This is a genomic window from Clostridioides sp. ZZV15-6388 (genome assembly GCF_020657755.1).
Lineage (GTDB): Bacteria > Bacillota > Clostridia > Peptostreptococcales > Peptostreptococcaceae > Clostridioides.
Genome location: NZ_JAGWCU010000019.1, coordinates 24,793 through 49,013, shown reverse-complemented (window position 1 = coordinate 49,013; position 24,221 = coordinate 24,793). Strand labels below are relative to the sequence as shown.

The 24,221-nt window shown below is 27.7% G+C and carries 22 protein-coding genes and 1 pseudogene; 21 read left to right on the top strand and 2 right to left on the bottom strand.

The features are described 5' to 3' along the window. Positions 1 to 6 precede the first annotated feature (6 nt). The 8 genes and pseudogenes from KGF48_RS12505 (at position 7) to treR (ending at position 6,718) form a co-directional block, all read left to right on the top strand. A complete protein-coding gene (locus tag KGF48_RS12505) occupies positions 7 to 1,932 on the top strand; it encodes an aconitate hydratase (RefSeq protein ID WP_227841342.1) in 1,926 nt (641 codons plus the stop codon). Between the two features lie 20 nt (positions 1,933 to 1,952). Continuing rightward, the gene (locus tag KGF48_RS12500; RefSeq protein WP_227482972.1) at positions 1,953 to 2,945 is read left to right on the top strand and encodes an isocitrate/isopropylmalate dehydrogenase family protein; all 993 of its coding nucleotides are present in this window, start codon (positions 1,953 to 1,955) and stop codon (positions 2,943 to 2,945) included. Positions 2,946 to 3,194: 249 nt separating this feature from the next. Further along, entirely contained in the window at positions 3,195 to 3,644 is a 450-nt protein-coding gene (locus KGF48_RS12495) for a MarR family winged helix-turn-helix transcriptional regulator (protein WP_227830131.1), read from the top strand. A gap of 33 nt (positions 3,645 to 3,677) precedes the next feature. Continuing rightward, positions 3,678 to 4,172 carry a GNAT family N-acetyltransferase gene (locus KGF48_RS12490; protein ID WP_227841341.1) on the top strand — a complete coding sequence of 165 codons (495 nt, stop codon included), beginning with the start codon at positions 3,678 to 3,680 and terminating at the stop codon, positions 4,170 to 4,172. A 143-nt stretch (positions 4,173 to 4,315) separates the two neighbouring features. Further along, positions 4,316 to 4,522: pseudogene (locus KGF48_RS12485) on the top strand (NAD(P)H nitroreductase); the annotation flags it as partial. Between the two features lie 189 nt (positions 4,523 to 4,711). After that, positions 4,712 to 5,023, top strand: a complete 312-nt coding sequence (locus KGF48_RS12480; RefSeq protein ID WP_227433351.1) for a helix-turn-helix domain-containing protein — start codon at positions 4,712 to 4,714, stop codon at positions 5,021 to 5,023. Between the two features lie 28 nt (positions 5,024 to 5,051). Then, positions 5,052 to 5,747 (top strand): CPBP family intramembrane glutamic endopeptidase, encoded by a 696-nt coding sequence (locus KGF48_RS12475; RefSeq protein ID WP_227841343.1) that lies wholly within the window; start codon positions 5,052 to 5,054, stop codon positions 5,745 to 5,747. 257 nt (positions 5,748 to 6,004) lie between these two features. After that, positions 6,005 to 6,718, top strand: coding sequence for a trehalose operon repressor (gene treR / locus KGF48_RS12470; protein WP_227868093.1), 714 nt, complete (start codon positions 6,005 to 6,007; stop codon positions 6,716 to 6,718). Positions 6,719 to 6,829: 111 nt separating this feature from the next. Here treR and treB read toward each other — a convergent pair whose 3' ends face one another. Then, positions 6,830 to 8,269 carry a PTS trehalose transporter subunit IIBC gene (gene treB / locus KGF48_RS12465; RefSeq protein WP_227830135.1) on the bottom strand — a complete coding sequence of 480 codons (1,440 nt, stop codon included), beginning with the start codon at positions 8,267 to 8,269 and terminating at the stop codon, positions 6,830 to 6,832. A 282-nt stretch (positions 8,270 to 8,551) separates the two neighbouring features. Here treB and treC point away from each other — a divergent pair, with 282 nt between their 5' ends. The 10 genes from treC to KGF48_RS12415 all read left to right on the top strand — a co-directional run bounded on the left by treC (position 8,552) and on the right by KGF48_RS12415 (position 20,044). Then, complete coding sequence (gene treC, locus KGF48_RS12460; protein ID WP_227868092.1) at positions 8,552 to 10,210, top strand: alpha,alpha-phosphotrehalase; 1,659 nt, start codon at positions 8,552 to 8,554, stop codon at positions 10,208 to 10,210. Between the two features lie 18 nt (positions 10,211 to 10,228). Further along, entirely contained in the window at positions 10,229 to 11,593 is a 1,365-nt protein-coding gene (locus KGF48_RS12455) for a sulfatase (RefSeq protein ID WP_227868091.1), read from the top strand. A 64-nt stretch (positions 11,594 to 11,657) separates the two neighbouring features. Then, complete coding sequence (locus KGF48_RS12450) at positions 11,658 to 12,779, top strand: radical SAM/SPASM domain-containing protein (RefSeq protein ID WP_227840109.1); 1,122 nt, start codon at positions 11,658 to 11,660, stop codon at positions 12,777 to 12,779. 92 nt (positions 12,780 to 12,871) lie between these two features. After that, on the top strand, positions 12,872 to 13,654 hold the full coding sequence (locus KGF48_RS12445; RefSeq protein WP_227868090.1) for a sulfite exporter TauE/SafE family protein: 783 nt from the start codon (positions 12,872 to 12,874) through the stop codon (positions 13,652 to 13,654). Positions 13,655 to 13,714: 60 nt separating this feature from the next. Further along, positions 13,715 to 14,227 (top strand): PTS glucose transporter subunit IIA, encoded by a 513-nt coding sequence (locus KGF48_RS12440; RefSeq protein WP_227868089.1) that lies wholly within the window; start codon positions 13,715 to 13,717, stop codon positions 14,225 to 14,227. A 354-nt stretch (positions 14,228 to 14,581) separates the two neighbouring features. Beyond that, positions 14,582 to 15,466 carry a fumarylacetoacetate hydrolase family protein gene (locus tag KGF48_RS12435; RefSeq protein ID WP_227868088.1) on the top strand — a complete coding sequence of 295 codons (885 nt, stop codon included), beginning with the start codon at positions 14,582 to 14,584 and terminating at the stop codon, positions 15,464 to 15,466. A 98-nt stretch (positions 15,467 to 15,564) separates the two neighbouring features. Further along, positions 15,565 to 16,740 carry a phosphoribosylaminoimidazolecarboxamide formyltransferase gene (locus tag KGF48_RS12430; protein ID WP_227868087.1) on the top strand — a complete coding sequence of 392 codons (1,176 nt, stop codon included), beginning with the start codon at positions 15,565 to 15,567 and terminating at the stop codon, positions 16,738 to 16,740. Positions 16,741 to 16,868: 128 nt separating this feature from the next. Then, positions 16,869 to 17,723, top strand: coding sequence for a hypothetical protein (locus KGF48_RS12425; RefSeq protein ID WP_227840105.1), 855 nt, complete (start codon positions 16,869 to 16,871; stop codon positions 17,721 to 17,723). A gap of 44 nt (positions 17,724 to 17,767) precedes the next feature. Next, on the top strand, positions 17,768 to 19,003 hold the full coding sequence (locus tag KGF48_RS12420; RefSeq protein WP_227840104.1) for a glycosyltransferase family 4 protein: 1,236 nt from the start codon (positions 17,768 to 17,770) through the stop codon (positions 19,001 to 19,003). A gap of 102 nt (positions 19,004 to 19,105) precedes the next feature. Then, positions 19,106 to 20,044, top strand: a complete 939-nt coding sequence (locus tag KGF48_RS12415) for a cell wall-binding repeat-containing protein (RefSeq protein ID WP_227840103.1) — start codon at positions 19,106 to 19,108, stop codon at positions 20,042 to 20,044. Positions 20,045 to 20,378: 334 nt separating this feature from the next. Here the strand turns inward: KGF48_RS12415 and KGF48_RS12410 are convergent, their stop codons facing one another. Then, positions 20,379 to 20,732, bottom strand: coding sequence for a GIY-YIG nuclease family protein (locus tag KGF48_RS12410; RefSeq protein ID WP_227868086.1), 354 nt, complete (start codon positions 20,730 to 20,732; stop codon positions 20,379 to 20,381). Positions 20,733 to 21,036: 304 nt separating this feature from the next. Here KGF48_RS12410 and KGF48_RS12405 point away from each other — a divergent pair, with 304 nt between their 5' ends. From KGF48_RS12405 to KGF48_RS12395, 3 genes are all read left to right on the top strand, one after another. After that, on the top strand, positions 21,037 to 21,948 hold the full coding sequence (locus tag KGF48_RS12405; RefSeq protein WP_227830147.1) for a recombination protein NinG: 912 nt from the start codon (positions 21,037 to 21,039) through the stop codon (positions 21,946 to 21,948). A gap of 250 nt (positions 21,949 to 22,198) precedes the next feature. After that, positions 22,199 to 22,633 (top strand): DUF6323 family protein, encoded by a 435-nt coding sequence (locus KGF48_RS12400; RefSeq protein WP_227868085.1) that lies wholly within the window; start codon positions 22,199 to 22,201, stop codon positions 22,631 to 22,633. A 23-nt stretch (positions 22,634 to 22,656) separates the two neighbouring features. Next, the gene (locus tag KGF48_RS12395; RefSeq protein ID WP_227840100.1) at positions 22,657 to 24,171 is read left to right on the top strand and encodes a DUF6179 domain-containing protein; all 1,515 of its coding nucleotides are present in this window, start codon (positions 22,657 to 22,659) and stop codon (positions 24,169 to 24,171) included. The last annotated feature ends 50 nt before the right edge of the window (positions 24,172 to 24,221 follow it).

Below are 24,221 nucleotides of genomic sequence, written 5' to 3'. Positions count from 1 at the left end.
GAAAGTATGGGAGATAATATAGTTTATAAAATAATAAAAAAACATATAGTGGATGGAGAGGCTGTTGCTGGCAATTCAATTGGGATAAAAATAGACCAGACTTTAACACAAGATTCCACTGGAACAATGACATATCTTCAATTAGAAGCTATGGGCATAGATAAAGTAAAAACAAAAAGAAGCGTTGCATTTGTAGACCATAATATGTTACAACAAGGATTTGAAAATGCAGATGACCATAAATATATACAAACAGTAGCTGATAAATATGGTGTTTATTTTTCTAAACCAGGAAATGGTATCTGCCATCAAGTGTTTTTAGAAAGATTTTCAACACCAGGAGATACACTTTTGGGTTCTGATAGCCACACACCTACTGCTGGTGGTGTTGGTATGATGGCTATTGGTGCTGGGGGATTGGATGTTGCTCTAGCTATGGCAGGAGGAGCATACTATATAAAAGCACCAAAAGTCTGTAAGGTAAACTTAGTTGGAAAATTAAATAATATGGTATCTTCAAAAGATATAATATTAGAAGTGTTGAGAAAACAAACTGTAAAAGGTGGCGTAGGTAAAGTCTATGAATATGGAGGAGAAGGTGTTAAAAATCTATCTGTTCCACAAAGAGCCACAATAACAAATATGGGAGCTGAGCTTGGAGCAACTACTTCAATATTCCCAAGTGATGAAAAAACACTAGAGTTTTTTAAGAGTCAAGGAAGAGAAGATGCTTGGATGGAGCTAAAATCTGATTCAGATGCAATTTATGATGAAGAGATTACTATAAACTTAGATGAATTAAAACCATTAGCTGCAAAACCTCATAGTCCAGACAATGTAGATGAAGTCGAAAATATAGGAAAGATTAAAATAGACCAAGTTGCGATAGGAAGCTGTACAAATTCTTCTTATGAAGACTTAATGAAAGTAGCCCAAATTTTAAAAGGCAACAAAGTTCATAAGAATGTAAGTTTGGTAATAGCACCAGGCTCAAGACAGGTTATGGAAATGATAGCTAGAAATGGAGCTTTAGGAGATATAATAAGTGCTGGAGCTAGAATATTAGAAAACTCTTGTGGGCCATGTATAGGTATGGGTCAATCTCCAGGAACTGATTCTGTATCTTTAAGAACTTTCAATAGAAACTTCTATGGAAGAAGTGGAACTCTATCAGCACAAGTATATTTAGTGAGCCCAGAAGTAGCAGCAGTAAGTGCTATAAAGGGACAACTTACAGACCCAAGAGAATTTGATGTTAAATTTGAAAACTTAGATGTAAATGAATTTTTAATAGATGATAGTATGATAATAAAGCCTTCTGATGTAGGAAGCGATGTAGAAGTAGTTAGAGGTCCTAATATAAAGCCTTTCCCTCTTAATACAGAACTAAGTGAGTCTATAAGTGGAAAAGTAATATTGAAGACAGAAGATAATATAACTACTGACCATATAATGCCATCAAATGCTAAGTTACTTCCTTTTAGAAGTAACATACCATATCTTGCAAATTATTGTTTTAATACTGTAGATACAGAGTTTCCTCAAAGAGCAAAAGATAATGATGGTGGATTTATAATTGGTGGAGACAACTATGGACAAGGTTCAAGTAGAGAACATGCTGCCTTAGCACCATTGTATCTTGGTGTTAAAGGAGTAATAGTGAAAAGTTTTGCAAGAATACACAAAGCCAATTTAATAAACAGTGGTATAATTCCAATGGAGTTTTGTGATGAAAAAGATTATGAAAATTTATCTCTTTTAGATAGTCTGGAAATACCAAATATTTTAGATAATTTAGATAGTGGTGTTTTAGAGGTTAAGAATTTAAGCAAAGGAACTTCTTTCAAAGTTAAAGTAGAATTATCAGCAAAAGAAGTTGATGTATTAAAAGCAGGTGGAAAATTAAATTACACTAAGAATCAAGCTAATTAATATGAAAAGAGGGAATATTAATGTATAAAGTGACACTTATACCAGGAGATGGAATAGGACCAGAAGTTGCGAAAGCTATGAAAAAGGTTGTAGAAGCTACTGGGGTAGAGATAGAATGGGAAGAGGTTAATGCAGGAGAAGCAGTTATTGAAGAATATGGAACTCCACTTCCTCAATATATTATAGATAGTATAAAAAAGAACAAAATAGCTATAAAAGGTCCAATCACTACTCCTGTAGGGAAAGGATTTAGAAGTGTAAATGTAACTTTAAGACAAGCATTAGATTTATATGTTAACTTAAGACCAATTAAGAGTTTTAAAGGTATAAAGTCAAGATATGAAGATGTTGATTTAGTGGTAGTAAGAGAAAATACAGAAGACTTATATGCTGGTATAGAACATAAGATAGGTGATTATGCAGCTGAAAGTATAAAGATAATAACAAGAGGTGCAAGTGAGAGAATTGTTGACTTTGCATGTAACTATGTTAAAGATAACAAGAGAAAAAAAGTTACAGCTATACATAAAGCAAACATAATGAAAATGTCTGATGGCTTGTTTTTAGATGTATTTAGAGAAGTAGCATCAAAACATGGTGTCGAGTATGATGATTTAATTGTAGATGCAGCAGCTATGAACTTAGTTTTAAATCCAGAAAACTACGATGTAATGGTAATGCCAAATCTTTATGGAGACATACTATCTGATTTGGGAGCTGGTCTTGTTGGAGGCTTAGGTATAATTCCAAGTGCAAATATTGGTAAAGATTGTGCTATATTTGAAGCTGTTCATGGAAGTGCTCCACAAATAGCTGGGCAAAATAAAGCTAATCCAACAGCTCTTATTCAATCGTCAGTAATGATGCTTAGATACCTAGGGGAATATGAAAATGCACAAAAGATAGAAACAGCTTTAGAAAAAGTATTTCTTGATGGAAGTAAATTAACTGTAGACTTAGGTGGTTCAGCTTCAACTACTGAATTTGCAGATGAGGTATGTAAATATATTTAGTTGTTGTTTATAGTAATAATATGATGTAAGCCTAAAAAGAGCTGTTAATTGTATATGGGACAATTAACAGCTCTTTTTTAGCTCTGTAATTATATATTTATAAGCATCCATTCAAAAATATGAATAAAAATAAATGTAAAAAAGTTATTTTTTTAGTTGAATATTCAACCAATATATAGTAATATACAAATATAGTTGAAAGTTCAACTAAATATATTTTAAATTTAGAGGTATTGATTGGAGGTGTATTTGATTAAAACTTTAGACAGTAATATATTAAGAGAAGTTGGTACTTTATCTAGAGCAGTAAATTCAATAAATGATATGAAGTACAAAGAATTAAAGTTACAAAAAGGGCAATTTACTTTTTTAACACGAATTTGTGAAAATCCTGGTATAAACCTTGTAGAATTATCAAATGTGTTAAAAGTAGATAAGGCTACTACAACCAAAGCTATACAGAAGTTAATAAAAGCAGGATATGTGGATAAAAAGCAAGATGAGTTTGATAAAAGAGGATACAATTTAACTCCAACTAATAAATCTTTAGAAGTATATGAGTTAATAATTGAAGAAGAAAATAGAAGTATAGAAATCTGTTTTAATAATCTTACAGATGAAGAGAAGCAAACAGCAAACAATATACTAGAGAAAATGAGAAAAAATATAGAAGAAGAATGGTTTAAAGTAAAAAGGTAGTAAATTAATATATGAATATAAGGAGATATTTTTATGATTAGAAAAGCAAATATAAATGATTTAGATAGTATCATGGGAATTATAAAATCAACAGTAGAGGAAATGAAAGGCTATAATAATACACAATGGGATGAAAACTATCCATCAGATAAAGACTTTGTTTCTGATATTGATAAACAAGATTTATATGTAGAAGAAGTAGATGGAAAGATAGCAGGATTTATATGTATTAATTATGATGAACCTAAAGAATATATAGATTTAAATTGGTCGTCTAATGAGAAGGCTATGGTAGTACATAGAATGGCAGTAAATCCAAGTTTTAGAAAGATGGGAATTGCATCTAAACTAGTTGATTTTGCTGAAGAATTAGCTAAAGAAAATGATGTATCATATTTAAAGAGTGATACATATTCAATAAACTCAAAGATGAATTCATTGCTTATAAAATGTGGATTTATCAAAATTGGTGAAATGAGTTTCCTAGGAAAAGAGAAATCTTTCTATTGTTATGATAAAATATTATAAAAAGTATTTATAATACAAAGGCTAGAGAATACATTTCCAGTATTAGTAGGGCATTATGTAAAGAAAATGTATGCTATTATGAAAGGGTTGATTTAGATGATTGAATTTCTAAAAAAAAGAAGAAGTAACTTCAATCTCATGAGCTTGGATTAGGTTCTTGCTGGATACAAGTAAGAAATAGGATGCATGATGATAGTATAGATGCTGATAAATATATTAGAGATGAACTGAACATACCTGATAAGTACAGTGTAGAATGTATAATTTCTATAGGCTACCCTGATGAAGAAAAAAAATCATACTGTGACTCTGATTTGGACTATGAAAAAGTTCATTTTAATAAATTTTAATGTATAATATATTATATTAAGACAGTATGTTTTTTTGATATTGTTAATATATATTTAAAATTGTAAAAATATATCTGAATTTTACTAACTTATATAGGGGTTATGTACAAGGATTTTAAAGATAAGTATAGAAATTAATGTTTATAATCGATACATAACTAGAGTAACAAAATTTAAGGAGGTTCAAATATGGGTATATTTAAAACAAAGATTGATGAGGATTGGAAAGTAAACTACATCAAAGAATTTAATGAAATGAGAGACTCTTATGAGAGTAAGCTTCAAAAAAAACAGTTTGAAGTAGATAGTTTAAAATCAGAATTAGATAGACTTAGAAGCTACAAAAATAGTCTTAAGCCAAAGGAAAAACAAATTACTGATGATGATATAAATAATATAAAAAACTTGAGAAGAGATGGTTTAAGCTATAAAGAAATTTCAAGTGAAACAAGTTGGAGTAAAGCAACTGTGAGTAGAGTATTAAATGGACTTTACGATTAGTATATACATGGGGTGATTTAAATTGGGGATGAAGTATAGTTATAAAAAATGTATAATGGATTCTATTTCATTGATGTTTATAGTTCAGATAGTAAGGATGATTTTAAATTATATACTTCTAAGTCAATTTGAATTTACCCTTGAAAATTTTAACATTGTAAATTTAATTTCTTTTACAATAGTTGGGTTATCATTAATTTTATTTTTAAAAAATAATTCTTTGTATAACAAGGTGAGAAATAGAAAAATCACAGAAGCTTTCAATGAAAATAAAGATAATGTACTTATAAAAAGATGTAATTTGATACTTTTTATAGTAGCTTTATCTCTAGTGGTAATCTCAATTTATTACAATAGAGGCTATATGTTTTTTTATGTAACTATGATGACTTTATCTGTATTAATAGTTCCAGTATTTGAAGAATTATTTTTTAGAGAGTACATATGGAATTATTTAAACAATTTTATAAAATCAAAGAGTAAAGTTATATGTATAACATCTATATTATCTGGTATTTATAATATAGGATATATAGATGTTATACATAATTACATAATGTTATATAATAACTCTTACTATACATTTGAAGTTATTATTTCAAAAATTATTATAGGTACTGTTTTTGGTGTTTTACTTGGTATTGTTAAGTCAAGATTTAAAGATGTAAGCTTTTGTATAATATTGAGAAGTCTGTTTACTATACTTATTAGACCGATAATATGATTATATCTACTTAAATAATATAATTATCTTGTAACAAGCATATAAAGGTAATGAATGATAGCTATATATAATAAACTCTAATATTTGGAGTTTATTTTTTTGTAGGAAATTATTTTAAGAAATTAATTATATTACTTATGTAATTTATTGCTTTAAAGATTAACAAGACTATTTGACAGCTTAGCCCATAATATGATATTTATATAAAATGAGATGAGTGTACAAACTAAAACTAATTATGAATGAGAGTGATTTACTTGAAGAAATTTTATGAAATATATTTAGATTTAGAGAAAGATATAAGAAATAATGTATATGCAGTAGGAGAGCTTTTACCAACAGAAGTAAAGCTTGCTCAAAAATATCGAGTATCAAGAGAAACTATTAGAAAAGCGCAGTCGCTTTTATTGGAGAAGGGGTTTATACAAAAAAAACAAGGTAAAGGGGCTATTGTTTTAGATATAAATAAATTTGAAATAGAAGGGTCAGGGTTGATTAGTTTCAATGAATTACAAAAGAATAAAAATTTAGATACAGAAATAAGTGTACTAAAAAATAAAAAGGAGATTATGCCTTTAGAAATTTGTAAAAAGCTGGGTATAGACACAAAAACTAAGGTTATAGCAGTTGAAAGACTTAGAAAAATTAATGGAGAAGCTGTTATTTTAGATAAAGATTACTTTATATCTGAAATAATACCAGAAATACCATTAACAGCAGTTCAAAGTTCAATATTTAATTATATAGAGAAAAATCTAGAACTAAAAATAGGTTATGCAAATAAAGAAGTAACAGTAGCTCCTGTTACAGAAGAAGATAAAATATTGCTAGATGTTGGAACAGATACACATGTTGTAGTGATACGAAGTGAAGTTTACTTAGAAGATACAAGATTATTTCAGTATCATGAATCTAGACATAGAGTTGATAAATTTAGATTTGTAGATTTTGCAAGAAGAAGAAATCTTTAATTATATAAAAGAGTGTCTGTTTTGTACTGTACCCTCAATTGTTGAATCAAAATTCTAATGATTGGGTTTCAGTATATTTAGACACTCTTTTTTTATTAGACTATATATTATTTAATTTTCTATGAATTCTTTATTAAAGTATTTGCTCTTTGAGAATATGTATGTAAGGATACAAGTAATGGCTATAGAAAGCCCCATTGCTAAGAAGTAAACACTCCATTGGTCTGTAAATATAGATAAAAACGCTGGTAACCCTGATATACCTATAGAACTTGCTTTAACATTAAAGTAAGATACAACTCCTCCAGCTATACCTGCACCTATCATAGATGCTATGAATGGGAAACGATAACGTAAGTTTATACCAAATATTGCAGGTTCAGTAATACCTAACCAAGCTGAAATTGAAGCTGTTAATGCAACACCCTTGATTTTTTTATTTTTTAATATAAAAAACATTGTCAAAGCTGCTGCGCCTTGCCCAAGGCTAGCCATAACTTGTATTGGCCATAATGTAGCAAATCCTAAAGTACCTATCATTTGTAAATTTATACCTAAGAATAAGTGATGCATACCTGTTATAACTAATGGAGACAATATGAATCCAAAAAGTGCTCCTGCAAGTACTGCATTAATTTCAAACAATCCAAGAATTCCACTTGTAATTAAATTGGCAAATGACATTGTTATAGGTCCTATGATAGAGAATGTTAAGAAACCAGTTATTAACAATGTAAGAGGAGCAACAAAAATAAGCTGAACCATCTCAGGAATTTTTTTAGTTAAGAACTTTTCGATTGTCGCTAAAAGATAAGAAGAACATAAAACAGGGATTACTTGTCCTTGATAGCCTATTTTAGCAATATTAAAACCTAATATATTCCAGTAAGTAACAGCTTCAGGTGTTTTAGAGTATTGTGCACCAGGCATTAAATCTGGATTAATTAAAATAAGACCTAATACAATACCAAGTACAGGATTTCCTCCAAACTTTTTGACAGCTGACCAACCTATTAGTGCAGGTAAAAATGAAAAAGAAGTATTTGCTATAAGATTAATCATATTAGATATACCAGCCCAATTACTATGAACTTCTAAAAAGGGTTGTTCATAGAAAATTCCTGGGTTAGCAAGTAGATTATTTATACCCATCAACAAACCAGAGGCAACTATAGCAGGCAATATAGGAATGAATATATCTGCCAACACCTTTATAGCTTTTTGAAGTGGATTTAATTTTTTATTAGAAATCTCTTTAACCTCAGCCTTTGTTGCTTCTTTAAGTCCAGTAATTTCTATTAATGTAGCATAAACTTTATTTACAAGACCTGGCCCTATAATAACTTGAAATTGACCATTTGAGGTAAAGCTTCCTTTCACTATATCTATTTGTTCTAATTGCTTTATATTAACTTTACTTTCTGAGTTTAGAGCAAATCTTAATCTAGTAATACAGTGTGTTGCAGAGATTATATTCTCTACTCCCCCAATTGCTTCAAGGATTTGCTCAACCTGCTCTTTATGATGTGTATTTTCTTTTAATGTGCTCATAAAATTACCTCCCTCTTAAAATACGATGTTGTATAGACAAATCTTGAAAATAATATACCATAGAGAAATTTTTATGTCAACGTTATCCTAAATATTTTTAAAATTTAATTGCTAAAAGATAAATTGTATATTATTGGAAAATCAGAAAAGTAAGAGGAAATATGGAAGGATTATAGGGAATATGTTTTTTTATTTAGAGTAAATATTGATTTTAACAAAAAAAAGGTTTATTATAAAAATATAAAACTTGTCTAGACAAAAATGAAAGGGGGAAATTTGCATATGGATTTTAAGAAGAAAGTTATTTATCAAATATATCCAAAATCATTTAATGATTCTAATGATGATGGGATAGGAGATTTAAAAGGAATTAGAGAGAAATTACCTTATTTATATAAATTAGGTGTAGATATAATTTGGATTAACCCATTTTTTGTTTCTCCACAAAGGGATAATGGATATGATATTGCTGACTATACATCAATAGATTCTATGTTTGGAACTATGGAGGATTTTGAAGAGTTAGTAGATGAAAGTAAAAAATATAATATAGAATTGATGCTGGATATGGTTTTAAATCACACATCAACAGAACATGAATGGTTTAAAAAAGCTTTGGCAGGAGATAAAAAGTATCAAGATTTCTATTTTATTAGAGAGGGCAAAGAAAATAATCAACTACCAACAAATTGGAAATCTAAATTTGGAGGAAATGCTTGGGGAAAATTTGGAGATACAGATAAGTACTACTTACACTTATATGATGTTACACAAGCTGACCTCAACTGGCGTAATCCTAATGTTAGAGAAGAATTATATAAAGTTGTAAATTTTTGGATAGATAAAGGTGTTAAGGGGTTTAGGTTTGATGTAATAAATGTGATTGGTAAAGATGAAGAATTGAACGATTCTACAAATAATCTAGGAAAAGAAATGTATACAGATAAACCTATTGTCCATGAATTTATTAAAGAAATGAACAAAGAAACTTTTGGAAGAGTTGAGGGCATAACAACTGTTGGAGAAATGTCTTCAACAACTATTGAAAATTGTATCTTATATTCTTCTCCAGAAGAAAAAGAGCTTTCAATGACATTTAATTTTCACCATTTAAAAGTAGATTATAAAAATGGAGAAAAGTGGAACGATATACCTTTTGACTTTATGATGCTGAAAAAACTCTTAAATGAATGGCAAGAAAAGATTGAAAGTGGTGGTGGATGGAATGCACTATTTTGGAATAATCATGACCAACCAAGAGCTATTAGCAGATTTTGTAATGAAGAATATAGAGTGGAAGCATCAAAAATGTTAGCTGCTACAATACATCTATTAAGAGGAACTCCGTATATATATCAAGGTGAAGAAATAGGTATGACAAATCCAAACTTTGAAAAAATAGATGATTATTTAGATGTTGAAACTCATAACGCTTATAATGAATTTTTAAAAAATAAAATCGAAAAAGAAACAATAATGAATATTATAAAGTCCAAATCCAGAGATAATAGTCGTACACCTATGCAGTGGTCAGACAAATTAAATTCAGGTTTTACAAATGGAAAGCCATGGATTAAAATAGCAGAAAATTATAAAGAGATAAATGTTGAAAAGGAACTTAAAGAAGGGTCAATTTTTAATTTCTATCAAAAGTTAATATCTTTAAGAAAGCAATTAAATATTATATCTGAAGGCTCCTATAAGGGAATTTTACTAGATGATGATAAAGTTTATGCTTATGTTAGAAGCTTAGAAAATGAAAGATTGATAGTATTTAACAACTTCTATGATTGTGAAGTTGAAGTTGAGATTAGTGAGGAATTTTTAGGAAAATCACTTACATATTTGATAGGGAACTATGAAAAGCGAGATTTAGAACCTAAGTTAAAGTTAAGACCTTATGAAACAGTAGCATTTTATAGTAAGGATATAAAAAAATAATGGAAAGAGGTAGTATTAATGAAACCAAATATTTTACTTATGATTTCTCATGATAGTGGTAGAAAATTCAGTAACTATGGATATAATGTGGAAACCCCATGTATAAATAAATTAGCTCAAGAAGGAATTCAATTTGATAATTATTTTTGTGCAGCACCTCAATGCAGTCCAAGTAGAGGAAGTATATTAACTGGATTATACCCTCATAATAATGGGTTAATGGGACTTGCACATCTAGGTTTTTGTATAGATTCTAAACATACAACACTTCCTATGGAGTTACAAAAAAACGGATATGAAACAACATTAATAGGGCTAAGCCATGAAACAATAAATGAAGCACCACCAATAAAAGATAGAGTATTTTCTTCAACCTATGACTTAGGATATGATAATTTTATAGCGGTTCCAGGGGATAGAGCTCCTAAGGTTGCTAAAGAGGTAGTTAAATTCTTAGAGGAATATAAAGAAAATCAAGAAAAGCCATTTTACTTAAGTGTAGGATTTTTTGAAACACATAGAGATTTTGATGAATATGAACCTTATGCAGATAAATTGGATGAAGTAGAAGTATTTAAGTTTTTACCTGATACAGAAGATGTAAGAAAAGATATAGCTTTATATAATGGTTCAGCAAAAGTACTGGATGAGGCAATAGGCAAAATATACAATAAATTACAAGAAACAGGATTAGATAAAAATACAATTGTTATACTGACAACAGACCATGGAGTTGCATTTCCAGGAGCGAAAGGAATGCTAAAAGAAGCAGGATTAGAGACAGCGCTTATAATTTTATTACCTAATTCTTCTCAAAAAAATGTGAAAAAAGAAGCACTATTATGTAATGTTGATTTATTGCCAACTATACTAGATTTAATTGAAGCTGAAATTCCTAAGAATATAGATGGAGAAAGTTTTGCCAATTTATTAAAAACAAGTGAAGATATAGGTAGAGACTCATTCTTTACAGAGATGACATGGCATGACCAATATAGACCAATGAGAGGCATAAGGACTAATGAATATAGCTATGTCAGAAATTTTGAAGATGGGCCTAAAGTATATATTACAGTTGATTCACATTTGAGTTTATCAGGTAAAGCTGTTAGAGATAAATTTTATGTTCCTAATGATAAAGAAGAACTTTATGATTTAAGAAAAGACCCACTAGAAGAAAATAATCTAATAAACGATTCAGATTATCAAGACATAGCAAATGAATTGAGAAAGAAAGTTGATAATTGGATGTTAGAAACGAATGACCCACTTTTAAAAGGACCTGTAAAAGGGACAGGTTCAAGTAGATGGAAAACAGAAATAGAAGAGGGTAGAGCTTATCCAGGAAGAGAAGAATATTATAGACTATTATCTGATAAGTAGAAAATATTAAACAAGTAAAAAACATTAAATAAGTAAAAATATATAAAAAAGAAGGTTTTTTATAATGAAAAGTATATCAGTTTTGATTAAACCAGTCTCATCGTTATGTAATTTGAGATGTAAATATTGTTTTTATGCAAATGTGAGCGATTTAAGAGAAATAAAATCCTATGGTATTATGCAGGAGGACACTGTAAAAAATATAGTAAATAATACATTTGAAATTTTGGATAATGGAGATAGAGTTACATTTGCTTTTCAAGGTGGAGAACCTACTTTAGCAGGATTAAAATTTTTCCAATATTTTATTGAGTATGTTAGTAAAATGGAAAAAAATATAACAGTAAACTACTCTATTCAAACGAATGGAACTCTTATTGACAATCAATGGTGTGAGTTCTTAAAGAAAAATAATTTTTTAGTAGGATTATCATTAGATTTACTAGAAGATTTACATGATAAAAATCGTGTATATTCAAATAATAAGGGAAGTTATATAGATGTAATAAATACAAAAAAACTACTGGAAACATACAAAATAGACTTTAACATACTATGTGTTTTGACAAATCAGATTGCACTTAATCCAAAAGAGGTTTTTAATTTTATAAAAGCAAATGATGTGAAGTATATACAGTTTATCCCTTGTTTAGATGATTTAGACTGTAAAACTAAGTCAGAGTACTCTTTAGAACCTAAATATTTTGCATACTTTTATAAAATAATATTTAAGCTTTGGAAAAATGAGTTCAATAAAGGAAATTATATAAGTATTAATTTGTTTGATAATCTTATATCCATTTTAATTACAGGAATTCCTAGTACCTGTGGGATAATTGGAAAATGCCAACCACAATTTGTAATAGAGGCTGATGGAAGTGTATATCCATGTGATTTTTATGTACTAGATAACTTTAATTTAGGTAATATAAAAGATAACACTTTATTGGATATTTTAAGAAAATCTAAAATGCAAGAATTTTTGCATAAAGATATAGACAAAGAAAATATTTGTTTAAATTGTAATTTTTACAAAATATGTGGTGGTGGATGCAAAAGAATGAAAAATTCTATGTATATTGATTCTAGTAACAATTACTGTGGATATAAAGAATTTTTAATGTCTACTTTTAGTGACCTAGAAAAAATATCGGTATTAGTATATAAAAATCAAATACTAAAATAATTTTAGTATTTAGAATTCTAAGTTAAAGTGATTAAAAATTATGTATAATTAGAGGGTTTTGAGCAGAGTAAATTTAGTTAGGATGATTTTAAATGAATGTAATTTTATTTGTAATAGCTATACTTTCAACAACTATAGGAGCTATAACGGGTATTGGTGGAGGGGTAATAATAAAGCCAGTGCTAGATTTGATTGGAGTATTTGATGTTTCGACAATAAGTGTGTTATCATCATTTACTGTATTATCGATGGCAATTGTTTCTGTATATAAACAAATTAAATCAAAATTTTTTAAAATAAATTTTAGACTTATTTTAATTGGTGGAGCATCAGTATTAGGAGGTACTATAGGTCAAAGGTTATTAGATTTATCTATTTCATATGTAAATAATCCTTCTATAATAAAAATAACTCAAAATATTATAATGATTATTTTGTTAGTAATGGTTTATTTATATAAAGATAAAAGTTTAAATGTTAAGTTTAATACTAACATTACATATTTTATTGTTGGCATTTTTTTAGGGGTTATATCTTCATTTTTAGGAATAGGTGGAGGTCCTATAAATGTGGCTGTGTTTACAATATTATTTGGATTATCAGCTAAAGAAGCTGCGTTTAATTCCATTATAACTATTTTATTTTCTAATATTTCAAAGTTAGTTACAGTTTTCATAAATACAGGGTTTGGTATATATGATTTATCTGGATTACCTTTTATGATAATAGGAGCAGTATTAGGAGGAATTATAGGTTCCTCGATTAGTAAAAATATGGATGACAAAAGAGTTAAATATATGTTCTCGTATATGACTATAATTATTACTGGAATAAATATATACAGTATATTTCAAGTAATATATTTTATGAATTAAAGTGTATAATGTAGATAACACGAGAAGTCAATTTAAATTGTTGGAATGAGGAGATTTAATATGTTCAAAAAGTTATTCTCAAAAAATAAAAATGAAGAAGTAAAAAGTAATTATATAAAAGGAGTATTACAATCGCCACTTACAGGGAAAGTATTAAGTATAACTGATGTTCCTGATGGTGCTTTTTCTAGTAAAATGCTAGGTGATGGGATTGCTATAGAACCACAAGAAGGAGTCGTATCTTCTCCTGTTTATGGGGAGGTAATTCAAGTATTTTTGCCATCTAAACATGCTATATGCATAAAGAGTGAAGATGATTTGGAGATACTAATACATATAGGATTAGATACTGTAAAGATGAATGGAGATGGATTTGAAGTATTAGTAAATGCAGGAGATAAAGTCTACTGTGGGCAAAAACTTATAAGATTTGACTTAGAAAAAATTAAGAAAAGCGTTAAATCTGTAATAACTCCTATAGTTATAACCAATTCTTATGACATAGATAAAGTTGAAATTTTAAGAACCGGAGATATATGTATTGGAGAAGATTTAATGAAAGTTTATAAGTAAATAGGTTTTACCAAGAGTTTTTGTCTAAATAAAAAATATTATAACTATAAAATGGCTAGATATAATAATATTGAAAGAGTGTAGGTATGCTTATTTTATTAAGGGTACCTTTTTTTATTTTGTTTTATAGAAAATTTATCTGCATAAATAAAGTTTTTTAAAATAATCTTCTTATAATTATATTACTTTTACTAATTATCTTATTTTTGATAATTTCTGATATTTATGAATTGTTGTACTTTTTAGAACTCTATTTTTAAATATATATTGACATATATATATTATCTATTACAATTGATATAAACTAATAAAAATAAAATATTATTAATCAACTTATTGAATGGAGGAATAGAAATGAAATTTGTAACTTTCTGTACTGGCAATGAAGAAAATATAGGTGTATTTAACTCAGAAACAAATAGTATATATGAAATTAATAGTTTGGGATTAAGCAAATTATATACAGATATGAATGATTTTATTGAAAATGTATCTACTGGAGATTTAGAAAAAATAAAAAAACATTCATTTGAAAATGCAAAGTGTTATAAGTTAGAAGAAGTGAAATTATGTTCCCCAATTGTAAGACCTAAAAAAGATATTATATGTTTAGGTCTAAACTATAAAGACCATGTCAATGAAATTCCAGATGGTGTTATAAAAAATGTAGTTATGCCAGATTATCCAATTTATTTCTCTAAAAGAGCAGATAAGGCAATTGGAGTGGATGATAAGATAAGTTTACATGGAGATTTAGTAGAAAAGTTGGATTATGAATCAGAACTTGCAGTAATTATAGGAAAAGAAGGTATAAACATATCAAAAGAAGATGCCTATGAATATATATTTGGATATACAATAATGAATGATATAAGTGAAAGAGCACTTCAAGATAAACACGTGCAGTGGTATAGAGGAAAAAGTTTAGATACACATACATCTATGGGACCTTGCATAGTACATAAAGAAGAATTTGAGCATCCTTTAAAACTAGATATAAGTAGTGTGGTAAATGGAGAAGTAAGACAAGATTCTAATACAGAATACTTTATATTTGATATACCTACTGTAATAAGTGATTTATCAAGAGGAATGACTCTAAAGCCAGGAGATATAATTTCAACTGGAACTCCAGCAGGTGTTGCTATGGGAATGAATCCTCAAGTATATTTAAAACATGGTGATGTAATCGAATGTAAAGTCGAAGGGATAGGAGTTTTAAAAAATATAGTTGATTAATGGATAAATATGCCATATAATTTTATTAGTACGAATAATTTAATTAATATGGAATTAGTCAAATTCAAGATTAATTTACTATAGAGAGGGATGAGTGTATGGCAAAAGAACTAGAACTAAAGTATGGATGTAATCCAAACCAAAAACCATCAAAAATTTATATGAAAAATGGAGAACTTCCTATAGAAGTATTAAATGGAAAGCCTGGATACATAAATTTTTTGGATGCATTTAATAGTTGGCAACTTGTAAAAGAATTGAAAGAGGCTACTGGTCTTCCAGCAGCAACTTCATTTAAACATGTAAGTCCAGCAGGTGCAGCAGTAGGAATACCTTTATCAGATACTTTAAAACAAATATACTTTGTTGATGATTTAGAGCTTTCTCCATTAGCTTGTGCTTATGCAATGGCAAGAGGGGCAGATAGAATGTCTTCTTATGGAGATTTTATAGCACTTTCAGATGTGTGTGATAAGGAGACTGCGACTATTATAGCGAGAGAAGTTTCTGATGGTATAATAGCCCCAGGGTATACAGACGAGGCTCTTGAGATATTAAAAGGAAAGCGTAAAGGGAATTACAATATTGTAAAAATTGATGAAAATTATACTCCTGAACCTATTGAAACAAAGGATGTTTATGGAATCACTTTTGAACAAGGTAGAAACGAAATATTAATAAATGAAGACTTATTAAAAGATATTCCAACTGATAATAAAATCTTTACAGATAATGCAAAGCGTGATTTAATTATAGCTCTTATCACATTAAAATATACACAGTCAAATTCAGTTTGCTATGCTAAAGATGGACAAGTAATAGGAGTAGGTGCAGGACAACAATCACGTATTCACTGTACTAGACTTGCAGGTAATAAGGCAGATATTTGGTATCTTCGTCAACATCCTAAAGTATTAAATTTAAAATTTAAAAAAGATATAGGCCGTCCAGATAGAGATAATACTATTGATGTATACCTTTCTGATGATTATATGGATGTACTTGCTGATGGTATATGGCAGAATTTATTTGAAGAAAAACCAGAACCTCTTACTGGAGAAGGTAAAAGAGAATGGCTTAAAACTTTAACAGGAGTAGCTCTTGGTTCTGATGCATTTTTCCCATTTGGAGACAATATAGAACGTGCTAAAAGAAGTGGAGTAAGTTTTATAGCACAACCAGGTGGCTCTATTCGTGATGATAATGTTATATTAACTTGTAACAAGTACAATATAGTTATGGCATTTACTAAAAATAGATTATTCCATCACTAAAGTATAAAAAATATAAAATAAATACTGATTAAATTAAAAATCTACAACGAGTTTTGTTGTAGATTTTTTTATTTGCTGTATAATTTTAAATAGAACTTTATTTTTAGATATTCAATTTGGAGGATGATATGGCTTTAAATATAAGAGACTATAGCCTATTGTGTAGTCAAGGTACAGCTAAATTTAATGAAGATGTAGTTGGTATAAGTCCATTTGGAGCATGGGTTTTGGATGGTGCAACAGGGCTCAATGGAAAAAACTTAATATCAAATGAAAGTGATGCAAGATGGTATGTTCAGTGGTGGAATAAGTATTTATATAAAAATATGAATAGAGAAGAATCATTAAAGAGCATTATCAATAGTGGGATAATAGAAATTAAAAAAGAGTATGAGATGAAATTAAATGGAATAAAGGTGGAAAAATTAGATTTACCATCAAGTTCTATAGCTATTATTAAATTTCATGAAAATAAAGTAGAGTATTTTTTATTAGGAGATTGTTCTTTATTTATTAAAAATGGAGATTCTAAAGTCATAAAAGATAGAACTATTTGTAAATTTGATAATGCTGTGTTTGATGAAATGAGTAAGCTTTCTAATTTAGAAGAAATGACTTTTGATGAGATAAAGTCAAGTGTCATGGATACAATAGTAAGCAATAGATTGAAAAAGAATACTAAAGATGGATACTGGATATTGGATTTTGATGAGGATGCTGTAGAAAACTCAATATACGGATACTTAGAAATAAAAAAAGATTTTCAATTGATGTTAACAAGTGATGGTTTTACAAGTGCCTGTGATAGGTATAACCTCATAAAAGAAGAAGAATTGATACGTATAGCAGAAAAATTTGGCATAGGATATATACATAATAAAGTTAGAGACTTTGAGGATAATGACTATAAAGCAATTAAGGTTCCAAGATTCAAAGTAAAAGATGATTCTTCCTGTTTGTATCTGGATATATATAACGATTAGATTATATGAAATTGTTTAATTTTAGAGGGGCGGTAAGTAAAAAAGTGAAAATTCTTCATATAATAACACAAAAACCAAATAGTACGGGTAGTGGAATATACATGTGTGGTATGATAAAAGGGTTTGAAAAAATAGGTCATGAGCAAGCTGTAATTGCAGGGATAGATGTTAATGACAATGTAAACTGTTTTTCAAGTGATGTAAGTTTTTATCCAGTAAAGTATAATTGTGGAGAACTAAATTTTCCTGTTGTAGGAATGAGTGATTCTATGCCATATGAAAGTACTAGATATAGAGATTTAAATGTAGAAATGCTAAATAGATTAAAACATCAATTTAAAATAAATATAGACAGAGCTATGGAAGATTTTAAGCCAGATATTATAATATGTCATCATTTATATCTTTTAACTGCATTTGTCAGAGAGATTGTGAAAGATATTAAAGTTATGTCTGTTTGTCATGGGACTTGCTTAAGACAGTTAAATACTATCGATTTAGAAAAAGAATATATAATATCAAATATAAAAAATTTGGATTTAATATTTGCTCTTCATAAAAAGCAAAAAGATGATATTATAAAGACTTTTGGAGTAAGCGACAGTAAAGTAGTTGTAATTGGTAGTGGATATAATGATAGTGTATTTTATGATAAAAATTATAAAATAAAAAATGATAAGATAAGGATAGTATTTGCAGGAAAGATATGCAAATCAAAAGGATTGATTCCATTTATAAAAGCTATATCTGGACTAGTATATCGTAAAGATTTAATAGAAGTCAATTTTGCAGGTACAGGAAGTGATGTTGAATCTTATAATGAGATTGTTAAGCTTGCAAGTCAATCTCCATTTAAAATGAATTTCTTAGGAAAATTAGACCAAAGTGACTTAGCTGAGTTATTTAATAAGTCACATATATTTGTTTTACCATCGTTTTATGAAGGGTTGCCAGTTGTAGTTTTAGAGGCCTTATCATGTGGACTTGATGTAATTACCACTGATATTCCTGGCGTTAGAGAATGGATTGGTAGTGAGATTAATGATTCTGGAAAGATAGAATATGTAATGTTGCCTTCTATGAGTTTAGATGGTATTCCAAACGAAGAAGAGTTATCTATCTTTGAGAAGAATTTATGTAATGCAATAGATTTTAAAATACAATATCTATTGTCTCATTTGGAGAAAAGGTCATCTGTAGATATGTCAAAAAAAACATGGGATGGTTTAGCTTATAGGATGAATGAAGTTATTTTAATGGACGAGATGTGTCTAATTTAGAGTGATTTAAATTATAAAAAAAGTGTAACTATTTTTACACTACTTTTAAGCGAATTTATATTATACTGATACTAAATATATTTATTTTGAGGGAGGTAATTTATGAAGTTTAGTAAAAGAATATTAGCATTAGGTATTTCAGCATTATTATTAAGTGTTAGTTTTCCAACATCAGCAAATGCACTAGATAAAATCGAAAATATCCAGGGAACAGATAAATATGAAACAGCTGGTATTATTGCAGATAAGCAAGATTATACAACAGCTGTACTTATCAATTCTGATTCTACGATGGTAGATGGTATTTCTGCTAGTGGTCTTGCAGGGGTAAATAATGCAGCAATTTTATTAACTAATAAGGATGATATACCAGAAGCCACTTTACAAAGGCTTAATAGAGTTACTAAGATATATGTAATAGGTGGCGAAAATACTATAAGTAAAGATGTAGAAAAAATGCTACTTATGAGAAGAATGCAGGTCATAAGAATTGATGGAGTAGATAGAGTAGATACAAGTTATAAAATTGCAGCTGAAATAGAAAAGATAAAAAGCAGTGATAAGACGTTTTTAGTAAATGGATTTAAAGATGAAGCTGACGCAGTGAGTGTTGCATCTGTTGCGTATAGAGATGGTGCTCCTATTTTATTGACAAAAGATATAGCTTCAGCAGAAGAAGATACAGATTTAGACCCATGGTTTGGTGTTTCACCTGTTCCAGTATATGCTGTTGGAGGAAAATCTGCACTAAGTGATTATATAGTAAGTAGATATAGAGCAACAAGAATTGATGGTAGTGATAGATATGAAACTAATAAGAATGTAATTAAGAAGTTTTATAATGAAACAAAAGAGTTTTATGTGGCAAGTGGAGATGATTTAGTTTATGCTTTAGTTGCTTCACCAATGGCTAAAAACGCTCCTGTTGTTTTAGTTTCAGATAAAAGTGATAAGAGTGTATTAAATAATGCTAATAAAGTCACTGCAATAGGTATAAATGATAAGAATGTTATAGAGCAATGTTTAGAAGCTACAAAATAATAGAATGTTATCAGTAAAATGAATACATAATATATAGTAAAAGTAAGTATAATGCTTATATTTTAGTGATATATAGTGTATAAATATTAAACTATATAAATCTTCTAGTTGATTTTATGACAAAAATCAATTAGAAGATTTTTTTTATTAAAATTATGTATCAAAGTTATATACTAAAATTGAACTGTATATGTTAAAAAATAATGCATGAGCTATTCATATATAAGAATCAATTATCCTCATAAATGACAAGATGAATGGAGTCATACACAAAATTGTATGACAATTCCATCCTATCATGTTCACATCAAAAAAGAAGATATGATGCGTATTTTTATAAAGAATAAATCTCATAAGAGTTATCTTCTTTTAGCTTTTCTAACCAAACTATTTCTAAAATATCTAATTCTTCTAAGTAATCTTTTTCAGTTTTATTATCATCATGTTTTATAAGTTCTAAAATTTCAAATGTAAATGCTTTTTCTCCATATTTTTTCCAATCATTATTTAAATCTCTTACCATACATGACCCAGCACAAAGTTGAAATTTGAGGGAGTTAAACTTGCTTTTTATATCATTGCTTTTTCCAAGATAAATCTTTTTAGTAATATCACTTTTTATCATAAATACACCAATGTCAAATTTCATTTCCCTGTATAGTTGTTTTAATTCACGTTTTCTATCCATTTTCTGAGTACCTCTCTTTATAATAATATGTAATATGTAAAATTATTTATATATTACATATTAATTATAAAGATATTAATTAGAAATGTAAATAGATTTTGATAAAATTAATTATAATTTTACTATTGCTTAGTATTAATATTTAGGCTAATTAGAGTTATTATATGATTTAATGTTATATAAAATTAAAAAGAAGAGTTGACATGATGAAAATTATAGAATAAACTAAAAATGTAATAGTAAATAAATATTAACTATTACATTGAAAGGGAATTATTATTATGAAAGGGAGGAAATTATTAATATGAATAAAAATATAGAATTAATTGGAAATTTTGCTAGTGATTGGATTCGCTATAGTGATTATGAATATAAAATTACTGAAGAAGATGAACTGTATATAGTACCAACAGAAGATGCTGTATTTACTATGTACAATCCATTTGATGTTGCAGATGAAATTATAGTAGATATAATTCGCATAGGACAAGAAGCATTACAAGATATATCAAAAGAAACTAAAGAAATGAGATTAAAAAAAGAAGTACTTGAATTTGTAAAGAAATATGGATTGTTAGGATTGATTTATTCAAGTGTATATAATAGAGATATTGTTGGTGAAGAAAGAGTACTGATGATTGAAAAGAATTATATTACAAAAGAGAATATATTGAATACTGATGAGTATGTAAATATGTTTATCCCATTTGCAAGTGATGAAGATGTATACTTTAAAAAATATAAACGAGGTATAGATGTATCAAAACGAGAGGAATCACCTAAGTTTTTTGGAAAAAGACCACTGATTTTGGATTTAGTATTTTCAAGGTTTTATACAGAACAATTGGATTGGATTGTAAATTTTGCTAAGGATATGTGTAGACATTTTAATCAAATTTGTGTCTATAAAAATATGTCTAACTTATTAACTGAAAGTGTGACTATTATGTCTGGAGGGTTTAACCCTCAAAAGATAGGATTTTCTATAAGTCAATTAGATAAACCCACTATTGCATGGGAATTTAATTCTTTAAAAACAGCTATTGAAACTATATATGCATTTGCAATTACAAGTGAACCTGCATCTTTAAATAAATGTAAGTATTGTGGAAAGATTTATATACCTACAAATTCTAAATCTCAATACTGTTCACCTTCCTGTAGAAATTGCTCAAATGTAAAGAAAAGCAGAAGTAGAGCTAAAAAAGATAAGTAAATTAATATATCATTGTTTAGATTTTAATTATAAATAACTATTAAATGAATAAATAGTTATAAAAAATATATCTGAGTAATGATATATTTTTTTATTGCAAAATTTAATTAAAATAGTAATTTTGAGTTGACAAAAACTACTTATAATAATACTATTATAAGTAGTTTTGTGAGTTGATATATATACTAATTTAAATATATCATAAAATAAGTTAAAAGTCAATAGAAAAATGGAAAAGGAGAATTTTAAAATGATATCACCTATTATTTTGAGTTCTATGCATCAAAATTTAAAGGAAATAGAAAGAAATGAATTGCTTGAAACTAATAAAGAATCTAAGTGTTATGGTCTAGTACTTTCAGAGGAGGATGTAAAAGATATAATAACTTCAAGAAATGATACTTTAAAGGGATATGGAAGAATAGAATTGGAGATAAAAGTTACAAAAAAATTAATAGAAAATATATATACATCACAGTTTACAAATATGGATGATTATTTAGAGACTATTAATGATATGCAAGAAATCTTTTATTACTTAAAAAATGAAACAGATGATAAAATTTGTGATGATGAAATTATAGAAATACTTGATGAACTTTATGAAAAATTTACAGGGAATATGGATAATGTAAGAGGGGAAGCAGATGAATTTGCAAAAAAGTTTAAATTTGGAGAAGTTTAATCTAATGAGAGGGGAAACTTACTATGTCAAATAATAATCTAACCAACATCAATATAAACGAAAATAATCTAATAAAAAATCAATATGCAATATCTCTACTTAAAGAATGTATGGATTGTAAAGTAATAAATGAGAGAGAAGTATATAACATACAACAGGAAATATCCTTAATTCTTATAAATTTAATTAAAAAATATACAAATGGTCAAAGTACATCAGTAAAGACTGAAGTTGCTGAAAAATTATTGCTTTCAATTTGGTATGCTATTGATGCATATGTAAGTAAACTTGAAAATATAGAAAAAAGAATTGTAGGATTGACGTCTAAAAATATTAAGAATATATATTTAGAAGGCATTAAAATTCTTGAATATGATTTACTTGAGTTAGAAAAATTTTATGAACTAATGAAAAGTAGAAAATTATATACTAACTCAATAGCATATAATGATACTTTAATGGAATTGTCTGGTTTCTTTAAAAACTATAGTATAAAATTTGAAGCCTATGATATTCCAGTGAGTATAGATTATCCATTGGCATTAGATGATATGGATATTCAAGGAATTTATTATGTAAAAAATTATATTGAGAGTATAGATATAGAAAATAGATTTTGTAATTTATTTAAAAAGAAAGATAGAGAAAAATTATTTTATGATTATGGAATAACTTATAAAATAGATTGTGATGTTATACTTATAAACTTATTTGAACTTATTATAAATAACTCTATTTTCTCTACAATTTTAGGCAATGAATCAACTAATTTGAAAATTTCAGAATATGAATATGAATTTTTAGAAAAACAATTTAGAAACATCTACAATCATATCTTTGAAGGTGAAATTAAGGTATATGAGGAAAATAATGTAGTTGAATTTATTGAAGAAAATAATAGTTTTGATTTTAATGATTCTGAAGAACTCGATAAACAAAGTACAATAAATGAAAAAATAGTTTTATTGCTTGAAGAAGCAATTGATGTATTGATAGAAAGATTAAATATAGAAGATGAAGCCATGATAAAATACATAAAAGCATATGAGAAGATATTTATTGAGTCTGTATTAAGTTCAATAAAAAGTGGCACTTTTAAAAGTATGATAACTGTAAGTAAGAATGAAAGTGAACCTTTAGAAAAGTATATTGTTGATGATGAAAATAAATTAGATGATGATTCATTTAGAGCGATATTCAATGCTGTACTAGAGAGTACTTCTATAATTGAAAAAATAAAAATAATAAAGGAAAACATCAATGCAAAAAAAGACTTTATTGATATTCTTGAATCTGAGTGCTTATTTGGGGATGATTATCTAATGCTATTTGCTTCATTAAGTGAATTTGAATTGGCAATACTGGGAAGTGTAGTATTTTATGAAGATATGAGAATGGAAGAAATTAATTTGTTGGAATTCTTATTAAATAAAAATAGTGAAACTACACTATGGAAAAGAGAGTACATTGAATTTATGAAGAGACAAAATAAGGAAAAAATACATTGTATAGAAGAATATATAAATCAAATTAATTAACAAAAAATTGTGAATAAATAGAATGTTAGTATATAATATAATTTGTAAAG

Coding starts and splice junctions, on each gene's coding strand:
- KGF48_RS12505 (WP_227841342.1), top strand. CDS start 7: ATGGGAGATAATATAGTTTATAAAATAATAAAAAAACATATAGTGGAT.
- KGF48_RS12475 (WP_227841343.1), top strand. CDS start 5,052: ATGAAGTATAGTTATAAAAAATGTATAATGGATTCTATTTCATTGATG.
- KGF48_RS12455 (WP_227868091.1), top strand. CDS start 10,229: ATGAAACCAAATATTTTACTTATGATTTCTCATGATAGTGGTAGAAAA.
- KGF48_RS12500 (WP_227482972.1), top strand. CDS start 1,953: ATGTATAAAGTGACACTTATACCAGGAGATGGAATAGGACCAGAAGTT.
- KGF48_RS12405 (WP_227830147.1), top strand. CDS start 21,037: ATGAATAAAAATATAGAATTAATTGGAAATTTTGCTAGTGATTGGATT.
- KGF48_RS12440 (WP_227868089.1), top strand. CDS start 13,715: ATGTTCAAAAAGTTATTCTCAAAAAATAAAAATGAAGAAGTAAAAAGT.
- treB (WP_227830135.1), bottom strand. CDS start 8,269: ATGAGCACATTAAAAGAAAATACACATCATAAAGAGCAGGTTGAGCAA.
- KGF48_RS12400 (WP_227868085.1), top strand. CDS start 22,199: ATGATATCACCTATTATTTTGAGTTCTATGCATCAAAATTTAAAGGAA.
- KGF48_RS12445 (WP_227868090.1), top strand. CDS start 12,872: ATGAATGTAATTTTATTTGTAATAGCTATACTTTCAACAACTATAGGA.
- KGF48_RS12425 (WP_227840105.1), top strand. CDS start 16,869: ATGGCTTTAAATATAAGAGACTATAGCCTATTGTGTAGTCAAGGTACA.
- KGF48_RS12490 (WP_227841341.1), top strand. CDS start 3,678: ATGATTAGAAAAGCAAATATAAATGATTTAGATAGTATCATGGGAATT.
- KGF48_RS12480 (WP_227433351.1), top strand. CDS start 4,712: ATGGGTATATTTAAAACAAAGATTGATGAGGATTGGAAAGTAAACTAC.
- KGF48_RS12410 (WP_227868086.1), bottom strand. CDS start 20,732: ATGGATAGAAAACGTGAATTAAAACAACTATACAGGGAAATGAAATTT.
- KGF48_RS12430 (WP_227868087.1), top strand. CDS start 15,565: ATGGCAAAAGAACTAGAACTAAAGTATGGATGTAATCCAAACCAAAAA.
- KGF48_RS12450 (WP_227840109.1), top strand. CDS start 11,658: ATGAAAAGTATATCAGTTTTGATTAAACCAGTCTCATCGTTATGTAAT.
- KGF48_RS12415 (WP_227840103.1), top strand. CDS start 19,106: ATGAAGTTTAGTAAAAGAATATTAGCATTAGGTATTTCAGCATTATTA.
- treC (WP_227868092.1), top strand. CDS start 8,552: ATGGATTTTAAGAAGAAAGTTATTTATCAAATATATCCAAAATCATTT.
- KGF48_RS12435 (WP_227868088.1), top strand. CDS start 14,582: ATGAAATTTGTAACTTTCTGTACTGGCAATGAAGAAAATATAGGTGTA.
- KGF48_RS12395 (WP_227840100.1), top strand. CDS start 22,657: ATGTCAAATAATAATCTAACCAACATCAATATAAACGAAAATAATCTA.